The organism is Candidatus Hydrogenedentota bacterium (assembly GCA_019637335.1).
Classification (GTDB): domain Bacteria; phylum Hydrogenedentota; class Hydrogenedentia; order Hydrogenedentales; family JAEUWI01; genus JAEUWI01.
In genome coordinates, this window is sequence record JAHBVV010000011.1 from 119,655 (window position 1) to 141,841 (window position 22,187).

Consider the following 22,187-nt stretch of genomic DNA (forward strand, 5'->3'; position numbering starts at 1 on the left):
GCGCCATTTTTCGCGCAGAACAGGATTGCCTGCGGGGCCAGTGTCCCGGCGCGGTCTACGGTCGTGACCCACCTTCACTGCTCCGAAAATGCACAGGCGGGACGCCTGTGCCACATTCCTTCAAAGGTACTCTTACGAACCAAGGTGAAGCGTGCAAAGAACGTGGCACAGCCGTCCCGGCTGTGTACCGGTTGCGAAGCAGCCGGTTTTCATCCTTAATGGGTTACACAACGCGTCATGCCCCCCATCCACATCGCTTACTGAAAACCGCACATGCTGCCGCGTGCCGTGCGACCCGTGAACCGCATTCGCGCGGCCAGGCCCTCGCAGTGTCCACATCAAGACTTTCTTGACAGTGCGGATTCCAACTGCGTATATTTATTCTCAGTTGGGGTTGTAACTGGCCATTTATGGAGCAGGATTGGTTCCGTGCTGGACTCGATAAAGCGTATCCTTCTCGACTTCCAGGAGTCTTCACTGGAAACCGGGGCGCCCCGACGCTTGCGGGTAGAGCCGGTCCGCGGGAAGGCAACCGTGTTGATTGGGGTGCGCCGGTGTGGGAAGTCCACCTTTCTGTTTCAACGTATTCAGAGCCTGCTGGACCGCGGCGTTTCGCCTCAGAACATACTGTATGTGAATTTTTTCGACGACCGCCTTCACAGTCTACGGCATGAGAGCCTCGCCCTCATCACCGAAGCGTACTATGCGCTATACCCGGTGAAGAAGGGTGAAGAGATGGTCTACTGCTTTTTCGATGAGATACAGGCCGTTCCGGGGTGGGAACCCTTTGTTGATCGCATCATGCGCACGGAGAAATGCGAGGTCTATCTCACGGGCTCGTCGGCGAGGATGCTATCGAAGGAGATCGCGACGCAGATGCGCGGGCGCGCGATGTCCTGGGAACTATTCCCATTCTCATTCCAGGAGTTTTTGGATGCCAGGGGCATCGGCAGCGAAAAAGCCCTTTCAACGAAGACGCGGTTACTCGTCCAGAAGGCCTTTGAAGAATATTGGGCAACCGGCGGTTTTCCCGAAGTCATCGGCCTTCAGGAGAGCCTGAGGATCAAGACCCACCAGGAGTACTTCCAGGCGGTCCTGTTCCGTGACCTGGTAGAGCGACACGATATTTCGCACCCGAGGGCGGTGAGCGATCTGGCCCATCGGCTGGTGGACAACACGGGATCTCTCTACTCCGTCAACCGCCTGACAGCCTATCTGCGATCGATTGGACATCACGCGCCGCGCGCTGCCGTTTCGGATTACCTGGATTGGTTCGAGGATGCGTATTTTCTCTTCACCGTGCAGGTGTTCGACGCTTCGCTTGCGCGCCGCAACACGAATCCCAAGAAGGTCTATTGCATCGATCACGCTCTGGTTGCCTCGGTGGCGTCGGGCGTGCTTGTCAATGCCGGCCATCTATTGGAGAATCTCGTGTTTACGGCGTTACGGCGAGTGTATCCCGAGATCTACTATTACAAGACCAGGACGGGTAAGGAGGTCGATTTCATCGTTCCATTGCGCGGCGGTTCCCGGCTCCTGGCGCAGGTGTGCGCGTCGCTCGCCGAGGAGCAGACGCGAACCCGGGAAGTCGCGGCCTTGAGCGAAGCCATGGCGGAAACCGGCGTCACGTCTGGGGTCATAGTGACCCGTAATGAGGAGTCGCAAATCGAAACCCGAAGCGGTACGATCAATGTCGTGCCGGCCTGGCGTTTTCTGCTCGACATGCCCGTGTCGGGATTGTAGTGCATCGACGGACCTGACATGCGGCGTCCAACTTCGTCCGCCATGCCCCCCGAACGGGCCACCGGATATGCATGGAGCCCGTCTGATGCCGTATAATCCGGCCACGTAACGCCCGGGGGATTTACGCACGATTTGACGCCCGAAAGAGGTGCGTGTGCCGGTAGACATCCCATACCACGGGCGCGCCACGGTCGAAGCGGCGCCACGAACCCCTGCCGCATCCAGATACGAATCATCCGGGCGAGTAGCGCCCCCGGCCACGTGTGGCGCTTTGTAGGGCCATCGAAGGCCATCCACGCATTGATAAGGGACGACGACTTGCAGCGCAATCCACAGCGCCCCGATTTCACAACGCCCCGCCCCGCCGTCTTTTTGGACCGGGACGGAACGCTTGTCGAGGACGTCGGCGTCATTCGCGGCGCCGATCAGATCCGGCTTTATTCGGATACGATCGAAGCTTTGCGGTTACTGCAAGAAAAGTATTTGCTGTTCGTCATCACCAACCAATCCGGCATCGCTGCGGGCGAGGTGACGGAAGAAGAGGTCAGCCGGGTCAACGACCACTTGAACGAGATCTTACGGGGGGAAGGCATCTTCATTCGGGAATGGTATGTCTGCCCGCACCAGCGGGAAGACGGCTGCGCCTGCATGAAGCCCGGTCCGGAATTCGTACTGCGGGCCCAGCGGGACTATCGGCTCGATCTGGGCCGATCCTTCGTCATCGGGGACCATCCACACGACACCGTCACCGGGAACGAGCACGGCGTGTTCGGGCTGTATCTCCTGACCGGCCACGGGGGACGCCACCTCGCGGACCTGCCGATCGAGAAGCCGGTGTTCCATCGCATCCGGGACGCCGCCGAATGGATTCTGAGCCACCCCGATCCCGGGAGAGACCTGGCACGGCAGATCGAGGAAGGCGCAGCCGCCATCCGCGCCGGTGGGGTCGCCGCCTTCCCGACCGAGACGGTCTATGGGCTCGGGGCCGATGTCTTTCAGCCGGAGGCGGTGAAGAAGATCTTCGAAATCAAGGGGCGACCGCACTACAACCCGCTAATCGCACACATCGCCGATCCGGAGCAATTGAAGCGCCTCGCCACAGCGGTTCCCGAAAAGGCGTCGCGGCTTATCGACGCGTTCTGGCCCGGGCCACTTACCGTGGTGCTTCCCAAGCGCTCGGAAGTCCCGGATATCGTGACCGGCGGACACAACACGGTCGCGGTCCGCATGCCCGCCCACCCGATCGCGCTCGAAATCATACGCCAGTGCGGCTCCCCGCTGGCCGCGCCCAGCGCCAACCGCTTCACCTGCACGAGCCCAACGACCGCCCGCCATGTAAGGGACCAACTGGGCGTTCAATGCCCGGTCATCATTGACGGGGGCGCATGCCGCGTCGGCGTGGAGTCCACGGTAATCTCGTTCACGGGACCCGTCCCTGTGATCCTGCGCCCCGGAGGCCTGCCCGTCGAGGAGATCGAACGCCTGATCGGCCCGGTGGCCATCCGCGCGGCCACTTCCGAGAACACGAGCGATATGGAAAGCCCGGGGATGATGCCCAACCACTACGCCCCGGCCACGAAGCTGACCGCCTACGTGTGTATTCCTGCGACCTATGCGAATCAGCCGGATATCGGGTTGCTCCTGTTCAAGACCCCGGAAACAACCTACGCGGGCGCGGTCGAAGTGCTCAGCAAAGCCGGAGACACCCGGGAGGCGGCCGCCAACTTCTTCGCCGCGCTTCGCCGTTTGGATGCGTTGGGCCTGCGAGAGATCATCGCGGAGTATGCCCCCGAAGAGGGGCTGGGTCACGCGATTAACAACCGGCTTGCGAAGGCCGCCATGGGCAGGGTAGTACACGATGAACAATAGATGGGTCGTTCTGGCCGCGGGTTGCCTTATGCAGACCGTGTTGGGGGGTATCTATGCCTGGAGCACGTTTGTCCCATATCTGACGAAGGCTTTCGGCCTCACCTCCGGCCAATGCGGCCTGATATTCGGATTGTCGATTCTGATCTTCACTTCCGTGATGATTCTGGCCGGACGCATCCTGGTCAGAAAAGGTCCCCGTTTTACCGCGCTCATTTCGGCCCTCCTGTTCGCCCTCGGCTATCTGCTGGCGTCGTTCTCCGGCGGCGCCTTCATGCCGCTCCTCCTGAGCCTCGGCGTCATCACGGGATGCGGTATCGGCTTTGGCTATGTCTGCCCCGTTTCCGTGGGCATGCAATGGTTTCCCGAAAGAAAAGGGCTGGTAACCGGTGTGGCGGTGGCCGGGTTCGGCTCCGGAGCCATTGTCCTCTCCTCGATCGCGGAGTACCTCCTCCTCAGCGGGGTGGATGTGCTCACGTTCTTCCGCTGGTATGGCGTGTGCGCCGGGCTGGTGCTCTTTTCCGCAGCATTGCTCCTGCGCGATCCTCCGGGAACCCGCTACAACACCGCAAACAACGGCGAGAAGTCCGAGGTCTTCACCTGGCCGTTCTACCTGTGCTCGATCGGAATCTTCGCCGGAACCTTCGCCGGGTTGCTCATTATCGGCAACCTGACCCCCATCATTATCAAGACAGGGTTGACCGAACGGCAGGCCGCCCTGGCCGTCTCCATATTCGCGGTTGGAAATGGGGCGGGGCGCATCATCTGGGGCAGGCTGTTCGACCAGTGGAACTACCGCTGTATTCCCCTGTCGCTGGGAAGCTTCGCCCTGGCGGCGGGGCTGCTCCTCGTTCCGCTTCCCGCCCCGGCGCGCATGCTGACGGTCGTGCTGATCGGATTCTGTTTCGGGGCGAACTTCGTGCTCTACGCCTCCGCCATTTCACGCTACTTTGGAACGGGCGCCTTTCCACGCCTCTACCCGATCTGCTTCATGGCCTATGGCGTTGCGGGGGTGATCGGCCCGGGCCTGGGCGGATGGCTCGCCGATCAGACGGGGACCTACCACACCGCGATCTACATCTGCATCACCCTCGTAGCGCTGGCGAGCGTCTTCACGCTTATCAGACTGCCCGTTTTTTACAGCAACCCAAGGCCTGAATAGCGGGGCCCCTCGGATTTGAACGCGCTGCCTTGCCATAGCCGATAATCTCTCTTCAATCGCAAGGGGCGTCTGGAGTATCATTCAAAGGTGCGGCGTGCGGGGAGCGCCCGTACTCGGGGGAGTGTCGGCGCGAATACCCCGCAAGCCCCTAACCCGCCAGCGGAGGTGCGCAATGCTTTCTCTCTCCCTGCTTCTCGCCCAATTCACAAACGTTCTGTCGCTGGCGGCGCCACCCTTTCCCGGGGCGCTCGATCGGGCGGCGATTGCCGTGGAAACCCTCGACAATATCGTCGAACATGGCCTCCTCCTGGGCAATGGGGACATGAACGCTCTCGTACATGCCGAGGGCGATGACCTGATTGTGCGCCTCACGAAAAACGACGTATGGGACGCCCGAATCCCCACCGAACTGGACCCGCCCCTGCCGCGCTTCGCCGAGATCCTGAAATTGGATGCGCCGGACGGTCCCGTCCGCTCGGAAGGTGGGCCCAATTCCGGGTTTATCCTCCCGCGGGGCTATTCGTTTGAGGGGCCCGATTCCTACCACGCCAACGCCTATCCCTGTCCTCGCGCGTGTGCCGTCGTGCGCATTCCCGATGCCGCGCGGCCACCGCTCACGGCCACGCTCGACCTCCGCCGCGCCGTGCTGACCGTGGCCGCCGCCGGGGTACGAACGACGCTGCACATAGACGCCCGCGCCAACCGGTTGATCGTGGAGACGACGTCCGCATCGCCCAGCCGACTGGAACCGGTTGTTTCGGATGATCTCGATCCGCCGGACACGGGCGCGCGCGACGATCTTTCCTGGGTCGCTCAGGACATTCCGGGCGATGCCGACTGGCCCGGGATGCGTTTCCGTGTGGTTCTGGCTCAGGAAGGGGGCCGCACCGCCGTTTCAATCGGCACGTCGCTGGATGGCGCGAATCCGGAAGATATCGTCCGCGCTGCCTTCCCGGCCACGGGCATGGAGGCGCACGAGCGGGCCTGGTCGGAATTCTGGAGCCGGAGCGGGATCAAACTGGATGACGCCCTGCTGGAGCAAACCTGGTACCGCAATCTGTATTTTCTGCGCTGTGTCAGCCGCCCCGGGGTGCAGGCGCCCGGTCTCTTTGCTGGCCTCATCAACGATAAACCCGCCTGGCATGGCGACTACCACACGAACTACAACATCCAGCAGACCTTCTGGGGCGCGTACATCAGCAACCACGACGAACTCGCGGAGCCCTACGCGCGCCTCATCCGGGAGTACCTCCCCCGGGCGCAATGGCTCTGCAGGACGGTCTTCGAATGGGATGGCGCCTTCTTCCCGCACGTGCTCTACGCCTACGAGCCGCCCCACCCCGAACAGTGCAAGGCGCCCAATGGCCGCCAGTACCTCCACCACGTATGGGGCTTCACCATGGGCGTCACGCCCTTTACGGTCCAACCGGTTTGGTGGCACTACCAGTACTACCCGGATCGCCGTTTTCTGGAGGAAACTGCGTATCCCCTCGTTCGAGAAGCGGCCAATTTCTGCGCGGGTTTCGTTGAACGCTGCGCAAGAAGTGCCGACGGCGCCATCGACTTCGGTCCCTCGGTATCGCCGGAACACTGGACAGGTTGGCCCGAGGGCTTCAGTCGAAACTACGACGGCGCCTTCGACATCGCGTTCTTCCACTTCATCTTCGACGCGGCGCTGGAAGGGGGGGGGATCCTGGACACCGACGGCGACCTCGCCGCGCGGTGGTGCGCCGCCCGGGACCAGCTTCCGGACTATCCCGTCACGGGCGGAAACGAGCCCATCGTCGTGGACGTGCGCGGTGCGCCGCCCATCGAATACAACATCCCCGTGCCGGCGACGCCGGTCTTTCCTGCGGGCGTCGTAGGCTGGCAATCGCCGGAATCACAGCGGCAACTGTTCGCGCGCACGATCGCCGCCATGCAAACCAACGGCAACAACAGCGCGGTCATGCTCGCGGCGGCCCGAGGGCGCTTGGACATGCCGGACAAGGTTCCGTTTCTGCGCGGCGTAATCCAGGAGCGGCTGCGCGCCAATGGCTCCATGAGCCTGAATGCCCTGAATCCCCCGCGGCGCTTTAACGACTACGGCCTCTACACGGAACAATTCGGCGTGGTGCTGCCCATCAGTGAACTGCTCCTCCAAAGCGCGGGCGGCGTGATCCGCGTCTTTCCCGCTTGGCCCCCGGACCAGGCCGCGTCCTTCGAGCAACTCCGCGCCGAAGGCGGTTTCCTGGTTTCCGCGAAACACGATGGCGAGGAAGTGACGGAGATTCGCGTACGCAGCACCGCCGGCGGGAACCTGCGCCTGCAGCCACCCTGGGCTGGGACCCCCGTGGTGCGCGGCGCCGATTCGATTGCCTCGGATGTCGCAGAAAATGGCGCGATCCTGCTGCGGGTTATGACGGAACCCGGGCAGGAACTGATCTTCGCTCGACCCTGATTGACTTGGGACAGGAGTGCGCGCCGTTATCGCGATTCGCCTTCTCCCGCCGGATACACTCGCATTACCTGCGCGCCACTCCCGGAGATTTCGAAAGGACCGGGGAAGGGGCGCTCCGCATCGCGTGGCGCCCCGGCATAGTCCCGATCGATGCGCACCGGGGAGCGGTCCGGGTTCAGAAAGGGGAGTTGGGGAATCTTCGCCATTCCAAGCGACTCGGTCGTAACCAGCGCACGCGTTCCCAGCCCGCTCCAGTCCTTTTCCAGCGCGATCGTCAGATGAAGGGATCCGCCATCTTCCGTCAGCGCGATGCCCGGGTCGAAATCCTCCAAGTCGACCGCGCCCGCTTCGCTGAAGTCGAGGTAGTTCGGTTTCAGGCGTATCTGGCATGGTGGCACGCTCGGATCTCGAATCGAGGACAGCGTAGCTTCGGCTACGCCCCCGTACCACAGGTGATGGGAGCGGGAAGATCCCCGGTTACCCGTTCCGGGTTACAACGGGATTGTCCTGCTCTGGTTGGAGGTGCATGAGCCCGGGGAGGTACTTGACATCGTATTGATAATGGTTTATCATCCGCATATGGGCGGCGCACGCCCTTGTAAAAAACGCGGCTGGCCTCTACGGCGTGCAGCCACAAAGCCAAAACGACGTCTTAATCGGCGCAAGAAGGAGAATTGGTTCATGAGAAGATGTTTGTTGGTTAAGGTGATTGCGGGACTTTTGTTGGCAACCGGGAGCGCTTCGGCCACCCTGATCCACTTCGAGGGTTTCGAGGATCCCAGTTGGGTGCAGGGCCAGCCGGGGAACTGGAAGCCCTTCTTCAGCACGGCGACCCGCGTGGTATCCGGCACGGACGGGATAACCTCCCGGAGCGGCGGAGCCCACGCCACATTGCAGTCATCGCTGAACGGTGCGGGGCCGGTCACCGATTTCGGCGGCTGGTCGAGCGATTTCGGGGCGGGCTTCGCCACTTCGCTCGACATTTACCTGGATCCCCTTTGGGATGCGGGACGGGCCTTTACCTACCGGGTGGGTGTGAACCGCCAAAATGGCGACCAACTGCGCTTTTTCGACTGGCGCTTCGACGCGGAGGGCTCGGAACTGCACATTAACGCCGCGCATACCGGCGACTCCGGGGCGACGGGCCCGAGTCCGGAATTCGTTGTATCACAAGTTGGCTGGTACACCTTTGAAAACGTATTCCGGAATAACGGGGGAAGCCTGCTGGTGGATTTTAATGTTTATGATGATAGTGATATGTTGCTCTATACGGCGTCCCGCGGCGAGCTTACCGACGATATAGCGAGCCTGGTGGGCGGCAACCGGAACGGCTGGCTCTTCAACAGGACGAATAATGCCGTCACCGGCCTCGCGATCGACAACACGAGGCTTACCGGCCTCGATCCCATTCCAGAGCCGGCCACGATGACCTTGCTGGGTATCGGGCTGGCGGGCCTGACGCTGCGCCAGCGCCGCAAGAGCAAAGAGGGCTCAAGCGCGTGACGAACTGGCTTCCAAAGTGAATGCGCAATTCGGAAAGGCGGCGTGCCTATAGCTGGCAGCCGCCGGATGTGCGGTGGAGCCCCGACTCGCTGTCCGGGCTCCACCGATTTCGTGAATCGATGCTATGCGTCAGGCAACCGGGAGCACGGTGCAAGGAGTATCCGCCACGTTGTTGACAGGCAGTCACCCTCGTGGCGCATTAATCCATGCCCAGGCTTGCGCGCAACGTCGTGGCGGGGCATAGCGCGCAGCCCGGCAAAAATGGGGAGGGAGCACTCCCTTGTGGACGAGGACCGGCGTGCGTCGTATCGGTTCTTGCGCGAACACGCGGAGCGCCATGGCCTCAGCGTCCGCCGTGATCGCCGGGGAGCGAGCCGCATGCACTTTGGGCCGCGCCGGCGGGAATCTGCGCGTGCAGTCGCCCTGGGCCGACATACAGGCCTTTCACGACGCCGAACCCATCCCCGTGGGAAGCAGCGAGCAGGGCATATTGAACCTGGCCACGGAAGCCGGGAAGGAATTCCGCTTCGTCCGGCATTGATTGAGGCTGACTTTTCGTTACCGCCTGTCGCGGGCGATCACGGGATACACGGTAACCACCTTGGCGCCATTCCCGACTATCTCGAAGGGGCCGGGGAAGGGGCGCTCCGCATCGCGTGGCGTCCCGGCATAGTCCCGGTCGATGCGCATCGGTGACCGGTCTGGATTGAGATAGGGGAGTTGGGGAATCTTCGCCATTCCTAGCGACTCGGTCGTAATCAGCGCACGCGTTCCCAGCCCGCTCCAGTCCTTTTCCAGCGCGATCGTCAGATGAAGGGATCCGCCATCTTCCGACAGCGCGATGCCGGGGTCGAAGCCATCCAGAACCAACGCGTCCGGCTCGCTTGCGGGCGGCGTAGCGCCGTGCAGGTACACATTGCCCGAGGCCTGTATCGGGTGCGCGGCGTTGTCGTAGACCGCAAGCCCTGCGGAACCGACGAACAGGTTGTTAAGAAACCGGTTGTCTCCGCCGTCCGTCCTGCTCAGCCCGGCCACTTCCGTGCCATGCGCCTCCAGGTGCGGAGTCTCGCGCGACAGCTCGGGGCGCGCCACGATTTCCCCCGCCATCAGATTGTGCGCGTAGGCGCCCCCCTGCGACATGTCGAGCAGCGCGCGCTTCGATAGGAAGATATTGTTGGCGACCAGAAAGGGACCGTGGTTCACCTCCATAAACAGGTCCTCGCTGGCGTTTTCATACAGAACGTTCTCCCGCACCGAAGCGCCCTGCGCCATCCAGTCCAGCCAGATCCCGCGGACCGTACGAAAGATCCGGTTGCGGCTGATTTCCGAGTCCACCGCGGCGTGGATCTTGACACCCGCCATTTCGGCGCCCGTGAACAAGCGCTGAACGTGGATGTCGTGAATCGTGTTGCCGGTGATCGTGCTCGCAATGGCGCCGAGGCTACCCGCGATGCCTGCCTGTTCGCAGTGGGCGATCGTGTTATTCCGCACCACATGGTGGCCGATCGTGTCCATGGACCATCCATTCTCCAGGGCGCGCTGGATCGTAAGGACGTAGCCCTCCGCGGTATCTTCCGAGGTGTTGTCCCAGGCGTCGCCGTATTTGCCGAGCGTCAGGCCCGTGCATCGGGAATGGCTGATGACGTTATCCTCAATGATCCATCCCTTGCTCCAGTTTGTCCCCACGAGCCCCACCTGTTCCGCCGTCGGCGGGGCCCATTGCGTCGCCGCGTTGCGTAAAATGAAACCGCGCACGGTCAGGTAGTTGACGCCGGTCTTCTCCGGGTACAAGACCGTTGGGCGTACGTTAATCTCGACCTCGTGTTCGTTGGGATTCAGCCCGGGAAACTGCGCCCATATCGTCGTCGTGTCGGCGTCCACCCGCCCGAACCAGCGGGCTTCGCCTTCCACGGGCTTGAGCGCATCTTCCAGGGTGGCCGCTTCCAGGAGCCAGTTCCCGTTCAGGTAAACGGCCCCCGTGTGGTGGGACCGGTCCTTCGGATTAAACCAGTCGCCCTGAATCGGGTCCGCGTAGGGGTTGTAGTCTCCGAAAACCGAATTGGGAATGGCCACGGACCAGGTGTCGTCCTGGACCTTTGTCCACCCGCTGACCGGCTCGGAGCCGCGGATTTCGGCGCGCGCGCCAGGCGCCGCCTGGTACGTGATGCGAATGGTATCCGACGCGCCGCCACGCGGAGGGTTGACCCATTCCCTATAAACGCCTTCATGTACTGTCACCGCATCCCCCGGCTGCGCCCGTTGCGCCGCGGCCGAGATGGTGCGCAAGGGTCGTTCCAGCGTTCCATCGTGCGCGTCGTCTCCACGCTCGGACACGTGATATTCCCGTCCCGTACTCACCGGTTCCTCCTTCGGCGCCGCCTCCGCCGAATTGGCGGCGGGCGGCGTGCTGACATTCCAACCATCCACGCGCAACTCGGCCCTCGCGCCGTTCAGGTGTGCTGTGGTGATTCGTCCGTCAATACGGCGTTTTTCGCCCGGCAGCAGGCTGAAATAGTTGTCGGACCAGTAGGTGGGACCGACTTCGAGTCCGTCGGATCCCGCGTGCAGCGCCAGCTGGATTCCGAAGGCGAGATGGGGCGAAGGATTGCGGATTGTTACGGTTGCGACCGTTTCGTCCCCGTCTAAGCGCAGTTCGCTTGCGGCCTCCAGGGTAACGGGAGGGAGCGTATTGAGTTCGGTGTAGTCCGGAACGGACTTCGGATTCAACTGGAAGTCCGTCCAGCTGTCCTTCATATCGCCTGGTATTTCGGGCGTCGTGGACAGCCAGTAGAAGTTGTCGGAGAGCGTGACGCCCGACGTATCCGCCAGCGTCAGTTTCAGGAAGTAAAGGGTACTCAAATCGGACGGCATTTCGAGCACAAAGGCCTTCGTCTTGCCATCGGGGCCGACCTTCACCTTCGCCGTCTGCTCGCCCCGGACGGCCATGTGCTTGTCGTAGATTCGCGCGGTTACCACCAGGTCGCGGAATTCCTGACGCAATGAATTGACGACCCAGATGCTGTCGTCGTCATAGGAATACTGCACATGCAAAGGCTCGCACGCCTTCTTCGCGCCGTAATAGGCCGCCGTCGCGTTGCTGTACCAGTCGATGTAGGCCCACGTCATCGCCGCCGGCCACGCGACGTTGTATTTCCATGTGGTAATGCCGGTCGCCGAATACTTCTCGCGCCCGTAGGCCTCGAACATGGCCCGCGCACATTCGTAGTTCAGCGCGCCCGCTTTGCGACAAAACGCCTCGATGCCATCGGCCGCGCCATAGCGCGCGTCCACCTGCTCCCGCACCGTCTCGAAGAAATCGAAACCCTGGATTACCGTATGCAGCGACCACGTGGGATTCGTCGGCGGCCAAAGCGCTTCCGCAGGCATCATGCGCTTCATGCTCTCGTGCGAAACCACAATGCCGCCGATGCCGCCCGACTGCGCGAAGCCCCAGGCGCCGTCCTCCTTGCCTGTGTAATACTTCGTCGGATGCGCAAAGGTCCACAGTTCGCGCGTGCCCGTTCGTGTCCCGCCGGTCTCGAAACGCTCCTCGACGTCGAAGGCGCCGGAATGCGGCTGGTACGTGCGGTCCGGGATGTGTTTCGCGATGAGGTCCTTGTACGCCGCGTCCAGGGTGGGCGTTGGGAAAGTCTCGTCATGCCCCAGGAAGTGCGCCAGGCTCGGATGGTTGCGAATCCGCAGGATGGTGTCTTCCACGCACGCGACCGCCAGCGCTTCATCCGGAATGCTGCGTCCGAACAACTGCTGCGTGACCATAATTCCATATTCATCGCAGAGATCGTAAAACTCGTCGGTTTCGCGAATCGAGAAACCCTCGGACCGCAGCATGTTCAGGTTCGCTTCCTTCGCGTAGCGCACCAGGGCTTCGGTTTGCCGCGGGTCGAAGCGCATCATCATATCCGCGGTCATCCAGGCGCCGCCGCGGATCAGGATCTCTTTACCATTCACCACGTAGGTCCGCCACCCTTCATCATTAATATAGGTCGTCAACTGCCGGACGCCAAAGCGGGTGCTCTTCGCGTCGGAGGGATGCCCATCCACGCTTGCCGTGAGTGTGCATTCGTACAATTCCTGTGGACCGAGCGGATTCGGCCACCAGACCCGCGGCTTCTCCAGGCGGAGTTGACTAAACTCCTCGGGTCGGAATCGCACCCACTTCGATTCCCCTGGTTCCAGGGTGACCGGTTGCGCGAATTGAATGCCCTCGATGACGCCCGCCAACTCCAGCGCAACCGCCACGCCGGTCAGGTTAACCACCTGCGCCTCCACCGTCAGGTCAGCCCGGTCCAGCGACGGGACCGCCAGTTCCGGCATGACGTAGGGATGCCGCACCGTTACCGCGCCGGTGGCCTCCACGTACACATCCTCCCAGATACCCATGTTTGCATCGGGCGGTTGCGGGCAATGGTCGTCCCAGCCGGTGGTCGCCTCAATCTGCTTGGTCCTGTAGACCTTGTCCTCCCCCTGGGCCGGCGCAATGATCTCCACCGCCAGGTGGTTGGCGCCCTGGCCTACGAAGTTCGCGGTGACGGCAAACTGGAAGCGGCGAAACATCCCGATTACGTCGGTGCGATCGGCGATCTTCTTTCCATTCAACCAGATGTTGGCCTCGTAGTTGATTCCGTCGAAATGCAGCGTAATCTGCTTTCCCGCGTATTCGTTCGGCAGTTCAAACGACGTGCAATACCACCACGGGCTCCGATACGGGCTGTCCGGCGGCATCACCATCCACCGCCCCTCCCGGTACCCATCGATTCGCGTCAGATTATCGCCGTAATACGGATCCGGAAGCGCGTCCGCCTCTGCCAGCGCGGCCAGGACGGTGGAGGGAACCCGCACATCATGCCAGCCGGCGAAATCGTAGGCCCCGCCGGAAAGCGCCGCCCCATCCGCGGCGATAGAAGCAGCCGACTGGAGTTTCCACCCGTCGGAGAGTGGGATCCGCGCCTGCGCACCGGCATCGTGGCTCCAGGCGGCGGCCGCCGCAATCGCAAGCGTGAACAAGGCGTTGGGAAGTCTGTGCTTGGTTTTCATGGCGGGTGACGCCTCCGTAAAGTCGCTTTCCTGAAGGATTCTCCACAAAAAGGGGCGATTGCCTTTTTCTCCCAGACCTTAGACTTCGCGGGTGATTCTTTCGTTACGCTTTGGGCATGAATTGATACGGCGCCCCCAGGGATTGTTCGCAATCGATATTCGGGGGAGCGGGGGCTTCAGCGGGCGGGCTCAGTTGGGCTCCGAATCATCTTGCCTGGGACTGACCCGGCTCGCCCAGCACCCGAATGCTGTAAGGCGGCATTTCTTCGTCCAGCAATCCATCCAGACGTACCCGCGCGGGTTCGTCGCGGTAGTTAAGAAGGACGATCTTGTTCGTCTCCAGGGCGCTCACGAAAACACGGTCGGGATGCTGCACCGCCAGCGCTCGTTTTGTAAGCGGATGGAGCGTTTCCAGGCCCCGCAGGATAGTCTCGATGAAGTCGCCGTAGAGCGTGATTGGTTCCATGTCGCCCTGGAATCGATGGAAGCTGCCCTGGCCGGTGTCCCCGCGTTCCCAGGCGCTGAACAGGGTCGTGTCGCCGTCCGGCGTTTGTTGCGGACCGCGGGGAAACGTGGGGTAGATGGCGCAGCCGCCGTTGCGTATCCACTGGTCGATGTGTTGCTGTACGTCCGGCTCGACGATAGCGCCCCAACAGAAAACAAGGACCTTGTAGCGGTCCAGGTACCCCTCCCGGATGAGACGCTCGTCGAGAAAATCGTTGTCAATGCGGCGTCGCACTTCGGCTGCGCGGGTATTGAACCCCCAGGCATACAGATGGCGGAAGGATCCGCTGTCCAATTGGTTCATGGTCTCGGGGTAATACACCGCCACGTCAATAATCGGGTTTGCCCGTTCGTCGAGCAGACAAAAATCGCGTCGCCACTGATCCACGGCATACGGCGGCTCGAAGAGGACGTTATGGCGGGTGTACAGGTTGTCGCCGTTGGTGGTGAGGGTGCTGAAAAAACGGCCCGCAACGCCGCGCGCGCTATGGTAGCCGGCGGGTTCATAGCCAAGGCCGATTCCGTAGAGCCGCGCGGCCGTCGCCGCAAGCCGCGTGGCGTAGAAATTCTGTTCGAAGCTGTCGGTTTCGTTGGTGAGGCGAATGCCGCCGTTGCCGATGGCCCGCATCGAATCGGCCTGGCCGGAAAAGTCGGTACCCGCTTCGCGGAAGCCCCAGCCGCCGGAGGACTGGTAGATGGGCGTGTCGGGAAGGGCCGCCCGCGCGAGGTGCGCCCATTGATCGCACCACGCCGTCATGGAATCCGTGTACCAGCCGGTCATATCCAGCCGTCCCTGATTCGTACGGTATGTCTCGGGCAACTGTGGCGCGATCTCCTCGAATCGGGCATAATGCGTGTCCCACGCCCTGTTCAGTGCATCAATGGTTCCGTAGCGGGTGCGCAGCCATTTCTGAAACGCCGCGCGGGCAAAGTCATCGCCCGCCCACCAGCCGACATGGCCATGCATCCGCGCGCCGCGCACCCCGAGCGCGCTCCCGGCCCCGGCGGGATACTGGGCCTCTCCGAAATTGCCACTGGGACCCAGGCGCACCGCCTCCAGAACCCCCATCGGGCCGTAGTGCGCGCCAAACGCCCGAAGGACGCGCTCGACATGCGGAAGGTTGGCGGAGTTCCAGATCGTGGGAACGGCGTTCTCTTCGCCATGCTCCAGACATTCAAACCCGGCGGCCTCACCGGAAGCTAGATACCACTCGGGCAGTGCAAAGGCCGAGGTGATGACCAGGTTGGGAAACCACTGGAGACCGCGTTCCGTGATGGCCCGCACGATCGTGTCGTAGTGGGTGAAATCAAAGTGTCCCGGCGCCGGCTCGATAAGGTTCCAACGCACAAAGCATTCGGCGGAGGTAAAGCCCATGAGGCGCGCAAGCGGCCCGAATTCGCGAATATTGTTCAGCGCGGTTTCGAGCGAAGGGGGATCGCCCGTGTCTGGGATGCCGATTGTGCAGGTGATCTGCATCGGGCGGTCGAGGGTAAGCATGGGCTCCACGCGTACGGGCACCGCATCCGCCAATTCCCGCCAGCGGTCTTCCTCAATGTGGTCATAAGCCCGAACGGCGATGAGTCCCTGAAGCCCCGCAATCCTTAAATGCGGGTGCGTCGTTGTGGCGGGCATCCGTGGATTCGCAAACTCGAACAGGGCACGGCGCACCCGTTGCTGGTTCAGCCGCGTAAAGGACACCCCGCGCACGGGCGTGGCGTACGTCCCGTTAAAGGCGTCGTCCACCAGCATCGTGGGTTGGATGACGCCCGCGCCGTCATCGAAGTGCTCGATTTCCAGAAATATCGACGCGGAATCAGGAAAGGGCGTGTCGCTGAAGCGGAAGTCCCAGGTAACCTTCTGATAGGGGTCGGTGTCCGAAAAAATATGCAATGCCGTTGTCTCGCCGAATCCGGCTGACTGCGTCTCCGCGACGTTCTCGAGCCGCGCCCCGACCGCTTCGCCGCTGGATTGAAACAGGATTATCCCATCGGTCTCGGCCAGGGCGGCCAGCGGCTGGATCATACCAATGACAAAGGCCACGAGGCGCACCACGATGTGGCGAATACCCATGTTGGACTTCCTTTCGGCTTCTTGTTGTGCGATGGCGACCAAGACAGGACCCTCAACAGGCTGGCCGCGATTCCGGACGAGTTCACAGGCGGGACGGGAACCAATCACAAGGCTCCCCACGTCAGGTATCGATGCTACGATGCATTCGGCGGTATCATGGCGCGCGCCGCTATCGTGCGCCCGTCTCGGATAACGACGCAACTTCTGCGTCGCTCAGCGCGCGGGACCACACCGCTACGTCTTCGAGTTCGCCCCGAAAATGCCGGGACACCGTATCCCCGTCCTTCTCCGCGGCGATGATTAGCGGAGCCTCGGTCGGTAGCAAAGCGCCGGCGTGGGGGAGAGCCGCCACGAGCGCGCCATCGCGGAACAACGCCACTTCACGGCCGTCGTACCGGCCCACCAGGTCCCGCCACGCCGTGGCGTCTTCCCCCGACACGGGAAAATGCGCCCGCGCGACACCCCGGTCGGTCCGCACTTCAAACGCAATATCGCTCGCGCCATCCCCGTCCCCGTCGCCGGCGAACAAGCGGAACTGCGAGTCAGGCCCCCCAATACCATGCCCCAGCAGCGCCGCATCCCACGCCCCGGCGGGATCCCGCAGGCGCAGATACACGGTAAGCGCTTCAGCCCCGGACACCATGCCTGGGCCCGCGTCGAAATAGGCCCCGTCCAGCACGGCGCACTTCGCGCCGGGAACCGCGCCGGGACCCGACGAAAGGACATTCAGCTCAAGCTGGTAGAACTGCGGCACACTCGTCAGCGGCCGGGCCGCGCCCCGTCCCGCCGAATCCAGCTCCCACCAGGCCAACGCGCCCGAAAGCAGCGCACGCCGCCGCTCGGATTCCGCGTCCGAAGAAAGCGTCGTGCCCTCTTCCGCCGCGTTGAGCACCTTCAGCCGGATATTCCGAAACTGAACCACCGTCGGCGGGCCGCTGTGCAATTGCAGCGCCAGGATCCCCTGCGGCTCCGCCCGCCGCGGATCCGAATCCTCGACCTCCGCCGCCAGACGCCCGTTGATGAATAGTCGGATCTGCCCGCCGATACATACCAGGCGGTATTCGTGCCACGCCTCAAGCGCGAACCAGGCTTCCCCCGCGCCTTCCTCCAGCGGCGTAACCGTGCGCTGCCCCGCCGCGTCGAAGGAAGCACGCTCGCCGCGTAACGCCAGATCATGCCGCCCGTACTCGTCATAAAGCCGCACAAGCCAAGGCGTACCCAGATTGTTGTCCACCTGGTACCCGCAAACATCGCCATCCGGCAGTTGCCGGCTCCGAAACTGAAAGCCGTTGTTGATCATGCCGTCCCCGTTCAGGCGCGACTCCAGCGTTAGCTCAAAATCCGCCAGCTCGCCGCCCTCCCATACCAGGTACTGGTTCTCCGCGCACGGATGCGCCGGCGTGATGCGCCCCGTAATCGCCCCATCCTCCACCGACCAGTACGCCGGATCCGTCGCGCGCCATCCATCCAGACTGCGGCCATCAAAGAGAGAAACGAACGCCTTCGCGGCCGGAACAGGCTGAACCAGCGCCCCCGCCGCCACGGCAACGGACAGCACCACTAGTGTATGACGCATCAATATTCCTCCATGCTCCCCGGGCGCGCGCCTCTCCCTCGGACAGCCCGCACGAGCGCACTGTTGATCACCCAGGCATCTCTCCCGGAAGCCCATTGTACGCCCCGGCCCCTCAACGCCGCCACGCCACCTCACCCTCTGTTCCGTCCCAAGTCCCGTGCCACGCGATCACACCCCCTCAGGGACTGACACGTCACACCACCCCGCCTGGCACACCAAACATCGAAGCCTACACCAAACACCCCAATCGGGCGCACAAAGCGCAACCGGCGGGTCTGTCCCGTCGTACGCAGCCGCGCGCAGCGTCTACTCCCGTCCGCCGTGACGCTCCAGTAGTGCAACGACCGCCTCATCCACCGCCCGGAATGCCGTGTTCCCCCCCGCATTCGTCACCGCGAAGAACGCCATATCCCGTTCCGACGCGATCCAGACGGTCGCAAACCATAGCGTGTTGCTTCCACCGTGGGTAAGCGCCCGACCGCCGGCCCAGTCCCGTTCGGTTACGATCCATCCCATGGCGTAATCCCCGCCCTCCGCGGGCGTATGCAGCGTGCGGAAGGTTTCCGCCGTCACGATGCCGTCTTCCCCTTGCGCACCCTTCAGGTGGGCCGCGATAAACCTGGCATAGTCCTCCAGCGTGGTATGCACAGTGCCCGCCGGGCCGAGGACGGGCGCGTTGTCGGCATTGCGCGCGGTCGGATTCTTCGGCTTCCACGCGAGCAGGCCGCTCTCATGACCCCAGGGCGCGCCGGGCTCTGTCGGCGCGCCGAAGCCGGTGGCGGTCATGCCGAGGGGTTCGAACAGCCGCTTCCGCATGAGGTCCTCCCATCGTTTGCCCGTCACCACCTCCATCATCGCTCCCGCGACCACATAGCCCCCGTTGCTGTAGGCGTAGCGGCCTTTCTTGGACGGCGGCTTTCCGAGGAGTTCCGCCGCGCATTTCAACCGGTCCTCCGGCGCGGCGAACCAGTTGATATTGGGCGTGATGCCGCCGGTGTGGTGGAGCAGCATGGCGAGGGTGGTGTCGCGGTGGGCCCCATTCATATCCGGCGCGGCTTCACCGAGCACCTCGCCGATGGTGGCGTCCCACCGGAGCAGGCCCTCCTCAACCAGCATGCCCGCCACCGTCGCGGTCATGGCCTTCGTGTTGGAGCCGAGATGCCATGGGGCGTCGGCCTTTACGGGCGTGTCGTCTTTCGCCGATCGCGTGCCCACGGTGGCTTGCTCGATGATGGCGCCGCCGCGCATCGCAAAGGCCGCCATGGCCGGCAGCTTGTAGGAAGCGCGGATGGCCTCCAACGTTTCTTCGAAAGGTGCGTTGGGGTCCGGCTTGCCGCGGTTCATGGTTTCATCCTTCATCGCTTCATCCGGTTGATCCAACCGCTCTTCCATTGCTTCCCGTCCCTCTGCGGCCCTCCGCACCGCCCGGCGGTTGGCCGCGGTCATGGCAACTACCTTCGTGGCCATCTCGGTCATCGAGACCCCGTCGAACTGAACGGTGTCGCCGGTCTCATGGCCCATCCCGGCGAGAATACCCAACAGGTCTTCCGCGAAGCGCTGTTGCCACGCGCCCGGATGGTTCTCCTCGCAATAGGTCCTGATCTCGATCACGGAAATACCGTTGACGGCAAGAAGCAAGTACGGTTCGCCGTCAACCGCTATTATGGGTATCTCATTCACCCAACGCTCCACGGTGAAGGATGCGGTTGATTCCGATGTATTGTCTTCCGCCCGATCTTCCACGGGATCTCCCGCTTCGACCCCTTCCCGAATGCCACCGGGCTCCGCATCCCTAATGGCAACTTCAACCGCGGTTCGCCCAGGCTTTGAAATCAGGCCGAGCCGGACGGTGTCGCCGGTCTTATGGCCCATCCCGGCCAGGACTTCGACCAGGTCTTCCGAAAACCGTTTCTGCCACTTGTCCGGGTAGGTCAACTTACAGTAGCCGATGATTTCGTCCACAAAAATGTCGTCAATGGCATAGAGAAAATACGGCTTGCCATCAACGTCCACCTCGGGGAAGCTGTCTCCCCAGCGCACGTCGGTGAAGGGCGCAAGCTTCGGGAAGTCGTCTCCCCCGATCCCGACAGCGAAGTAGAGGATGGCCGGCACACCGATCACTAGAATTAGCACGGCAAGGATATTTCCGATAAGTGTCCGGCGCGGCGAGCACGAATCGCGCCCGGCGCCCATGAGTATCGGGTATTCACCCTTTGCCGACTCCACGGAATCACCGGCCAGGCTTTCGAGTAGCGCAAGGAGTTCCTGGCGGCGGGGTTCCAGTTGCCTTCGCACAGCGTATTGATTGAGCAGGTAGATGCCGAAGTAGACTACGAGGAGCGAGCCCACCATTAAGGTCGTGGCCCCGATCGCCTCCGTCCAATGCGACGCGGCCTGAAAGGAAACCTGGATGAAGAACGCCGAGATCGAGACAATGAAGGGCAGCAGGTACCACCAGAAGACATTGCGCAGCAGCCAGATCTGGTGCGACACCTGGGTGAGGGAATCCCGGGCGCTTTGCAGCAACGAGTCGCCCGGCGAGCCGGTGTTCTGCCTGTGGCGCATCCGGTCAATCCCCATGAACCCGATGACCCAGATCAACGCCGGAACGGTCAAGTACCAGGTCCAGGGCGCCGCTATCCGGGAACCCAGGTAGAACCACAACGGAATCATGACCACGGCTACACCCACCTCGCGAAAGTCCCGCCATAGAATCGTGGATCTGAAATCCTTGCCAGCCGCGCGCACGTGTTCATGCAATGCTTTGGCATCGATCGAGACACGCGTTCTCGATGATTCCGCGCGCCAGGCCGCTTGATAGTCGTCAGGGCTCATTGGAGTCCGCTTTCATAAGTTCGCCCAGTTTTCTTTTCGCGCGATTCAATTTCACCCCCACGTTAGTCTCCGAGACGCCCAGCACCTCCGCCATCTCCCGATAGCTCAGTTCGTCCAGATAGAGCAGTACCAGGGCCGCGTCGGCCTTGGGCAGTTGCTGGATGGCGATATAGAGCCGCTCCACCGTCTCGCGCTGCTGGACCTGCGCCGCGCTGTCGGCCCCTCCCGGAGATTCCATGTGGACATCCAGCAGGGGTTGCTGCCGGGCGCGGCGGGGCTTGTCCTTGCGCTGCCAGTTCATCGCGGTCTGCAACGCTACCCGGTAGAACCACGTCGCCGCGCGCGCCCGCCCCTCGAAATTCGGGAGGGAGCGCCACGCCTGAAGCAGGATCTCCTGCGCCAGGTCCTGGCACTCCTCATGCGTCAGTGTGTACGCCCGCGCCACCTTCCAAATGGAAGCGCCATGCGTGTCCGCCCAGCGGAGAAACTGCGCCTTTCTGTCGTCGTCCACCAAGGTTAGCCTTCCGTTTATTCCTATTGGTAACGCAACCAGGACTTTTCTTACAGCATACACGTCCCCAGGGACTGACACGCCAAACCACCCCACCCGGCACACCAAACATCGAAGCTCACACCAAACGCCCCAATCCGGCGCACAACGCCCAAGCAGGCGGGTCTGTCCCGTCACCCCCATCGCCTTCCCCGGGCGTGCCACGGACAAGCCCGCAAGGACTTGCCCGTGCACGTCTCCCCAGGGACTGTCACGCCAAACCCAACCGGCGGGTCTGTCCCGTCACTCCCAACGCTTCCTCAGGGGTGCCACGGACAAGCCCGCAAGGGCTTGCCCGTGCAAGTCCCCCCAGGGAGCAACACGCCAACCCACCCCAACCGGCGCACCAAACACCAACCCGTGCCACGCGATCGCGCCCCAGCGCGTTCGTGTGCCTGGAGCAACACCAGCCCACCATTGCCAGTACCACCCTGCACGAGCGGCAAAACCGCCCCAGTTCCGACCCCCACGCCGCGTCTCCACCAGTCCCATTTTGGGACAAACCGCCCATATCGCGCGGGAGAATCCAGAAAAACCGGCTCTATATCGGCCCGTAACTATTCGCATGCCGCCCGAATTTTTTTCTTGACAAAACGTCCCGATGGATATAGCGTAACGATATCGCGGCAGTACAGCGCGTCAAGAAACGATTCCGAAACAGCAACCCACCTGAAGGGGCTACTCCGATGGACCTGTTCTCGCGCCACCAGCGGTTGTTCGACTCGCTCCCTGGCGCGAGCCCCATCCAGCAACGAAAGCGCAAACCACTGGGAGCGCGGGTCGTAGATGCGCCGTGGTGGACGGCGCGCCCGCCACGCGCCGAACGCGTAACGGATCGGGGACATACCCGCAAGCGGCGGACCTCCGGCACGCCACCAGGCG

The 22,187-nt window shown here is 62.7% G+C and carries 11 protein-coding genes; 5 read left to right on the forward strand and 6 right to left on the reverse strand.

The genetic code is table 11. The features are described 5' to 3' along the window. Positions 1-429: 429 nt before the first annotated feature. From KF886_13735 to KF886_13750, 4 genes are all read left to right on the forward strand, one after another. Positions 430-1,743 carry an ATP-binding protein gene (locus KF886_13735; protein MBX3178416.1) on the forward strand — a complete coding sequence of 438 codons (1,314 nt, stop codon included), beginning with the start codon at positions 430-432 and terminating at the stop codon, positions 1,741-1,743. A 318-nt stretch (positions 1,744-2,061) separates the two neighbouring features. After that, positions 2,062-3,612: a threonylcarbamoyl-AMP synthase gene (locus tag KF886_13740; GenBank protein ID MBX3178417.1), complete on the forward strand. Its 1,551-nt coding sequence runs from the start codon at positions 2,062-2,064 to the stop codon at positions 3,610-3,612. Beyond that, positions 3,602-4,771, forward strand: coding sequence for an MFS transporter (locus tag KF886_13745; GenBank protein MBX3178418.1), 1,170 nt, complete (start codon positions 3,602-3,604; stop codon positions 4,769-4,771). Before KF886_13740 ends, KF886_13745 begins: the two co-directional genes overlap by 11 nt. A 172-nt stretch (positions 4,772-4,943) precedes the next feature. After that, positions 4,944-7,211: a hypothetical protein gene (locus KF886_13750; protein ID MBX3178419.1), complete on the forward strand. Its 2,268-nt coding sequence runs from the start codon at positions 4,944-4,946 to the stop codon at positions 7,209-7,211. A gap of 26 nt (positions 7,212-7,237) precedes the next feature. On the opposite strand, the gene KF886_13755 is transcribed toward KF886_13750, so the two are convergent. Next, the gene (locus KF886_13755; protein MBX3178420.1) at positions 7,238-7,609 is read right to left on the reverse strand and encodes a hypothetical protein; all 372 of its coding nucleotides are present in this window, start codon (positions 7,607-7,609) and stop codon (positions 7,238-7,240) included. A gap of 283 nt (positions 7,610-7,892) precedes the next feature. On the opposite strand from KF886_13755, the gene KF886_13760 reads away from it, so the two are divergent. Next, the gene (locus KF886_13760; GenBank protein ID MBX3178421.1) at positions 7,893-8,714 is read left to right on the forward strand and encodes a PEP-CTERM sorting domain-containing protein; all 822 of its coding nucleotides are present in this window, start codon (positions 7,893-7,895) and stop codon (positions 8,712-8,714) included. 558 nt (positions 8,715-9,272) lie between these two features. Here KF886_13760 and KF886_13765 read toward each other — a convergent pair. From KF886_13765 to KF886_13785, 5 genes are all read right to left on the reverse strand, one after another. After that, a complete protein-coding gene (locus tag KF886_13765; protein MBX3178422.1) occupies positions 9,273-13,769 on the reverse strand; it encodes a right-handed parallel beta-helix repeat-containing protein in 4,497 nt (1,498 codons plus the stop codon). 205 nt (positions 13,770-13,974) lie between these two features. Further along, positions 13,975-16,344 (reverse strand): beta-galactosidase, encoded by a 2,370-nt coding sequence (locus KF886_13770; GenBank protein MBX3178423.1) that lies wholly within the window; start codon positions 16,342-16,344, stop codon positions 13,975-13,977. A gap of 169 nt (positions 16,345-16,513) precedes the next feature. Beyond that, entirely contained in the window at positions 16,514-17,920 is a 1,407-nt protein-coding gene (locus KF886_13775; GenBank protein MBX3178424.1) for a DUF1080 domain-containing protein, read from the reverse strand. Positions 17,921-18,226: 306 nt separating this feature from the next. Next, the gene (locus tag KF886_13780; protein MBX3178425.1) at positions 18,227-20,593 is read right to left on the reverse strand and encodes a serine hydrolase; all 2,367 of its coding nucleotides are present in this window, start codon (positions 20,591-20,593) and stop codon (positions 18,227-18,229) included. Between the two features lie 151 nt (positions 20,594-20,744). Then, positions 20,745-21,269 carry an RNA polymerase sigma factor gene (locus KF886_13785; protein MBX3178426.1) on the reverse strand — a complete coding sequence of 175 codons (525 nt, stop codon included), beginning with the start codon at positions 21,267-21,269 and terminating at the stop codon, positions 20,745-20,747. Positions 21,270-22,187 lie beyond the last annotated feature (918 nt).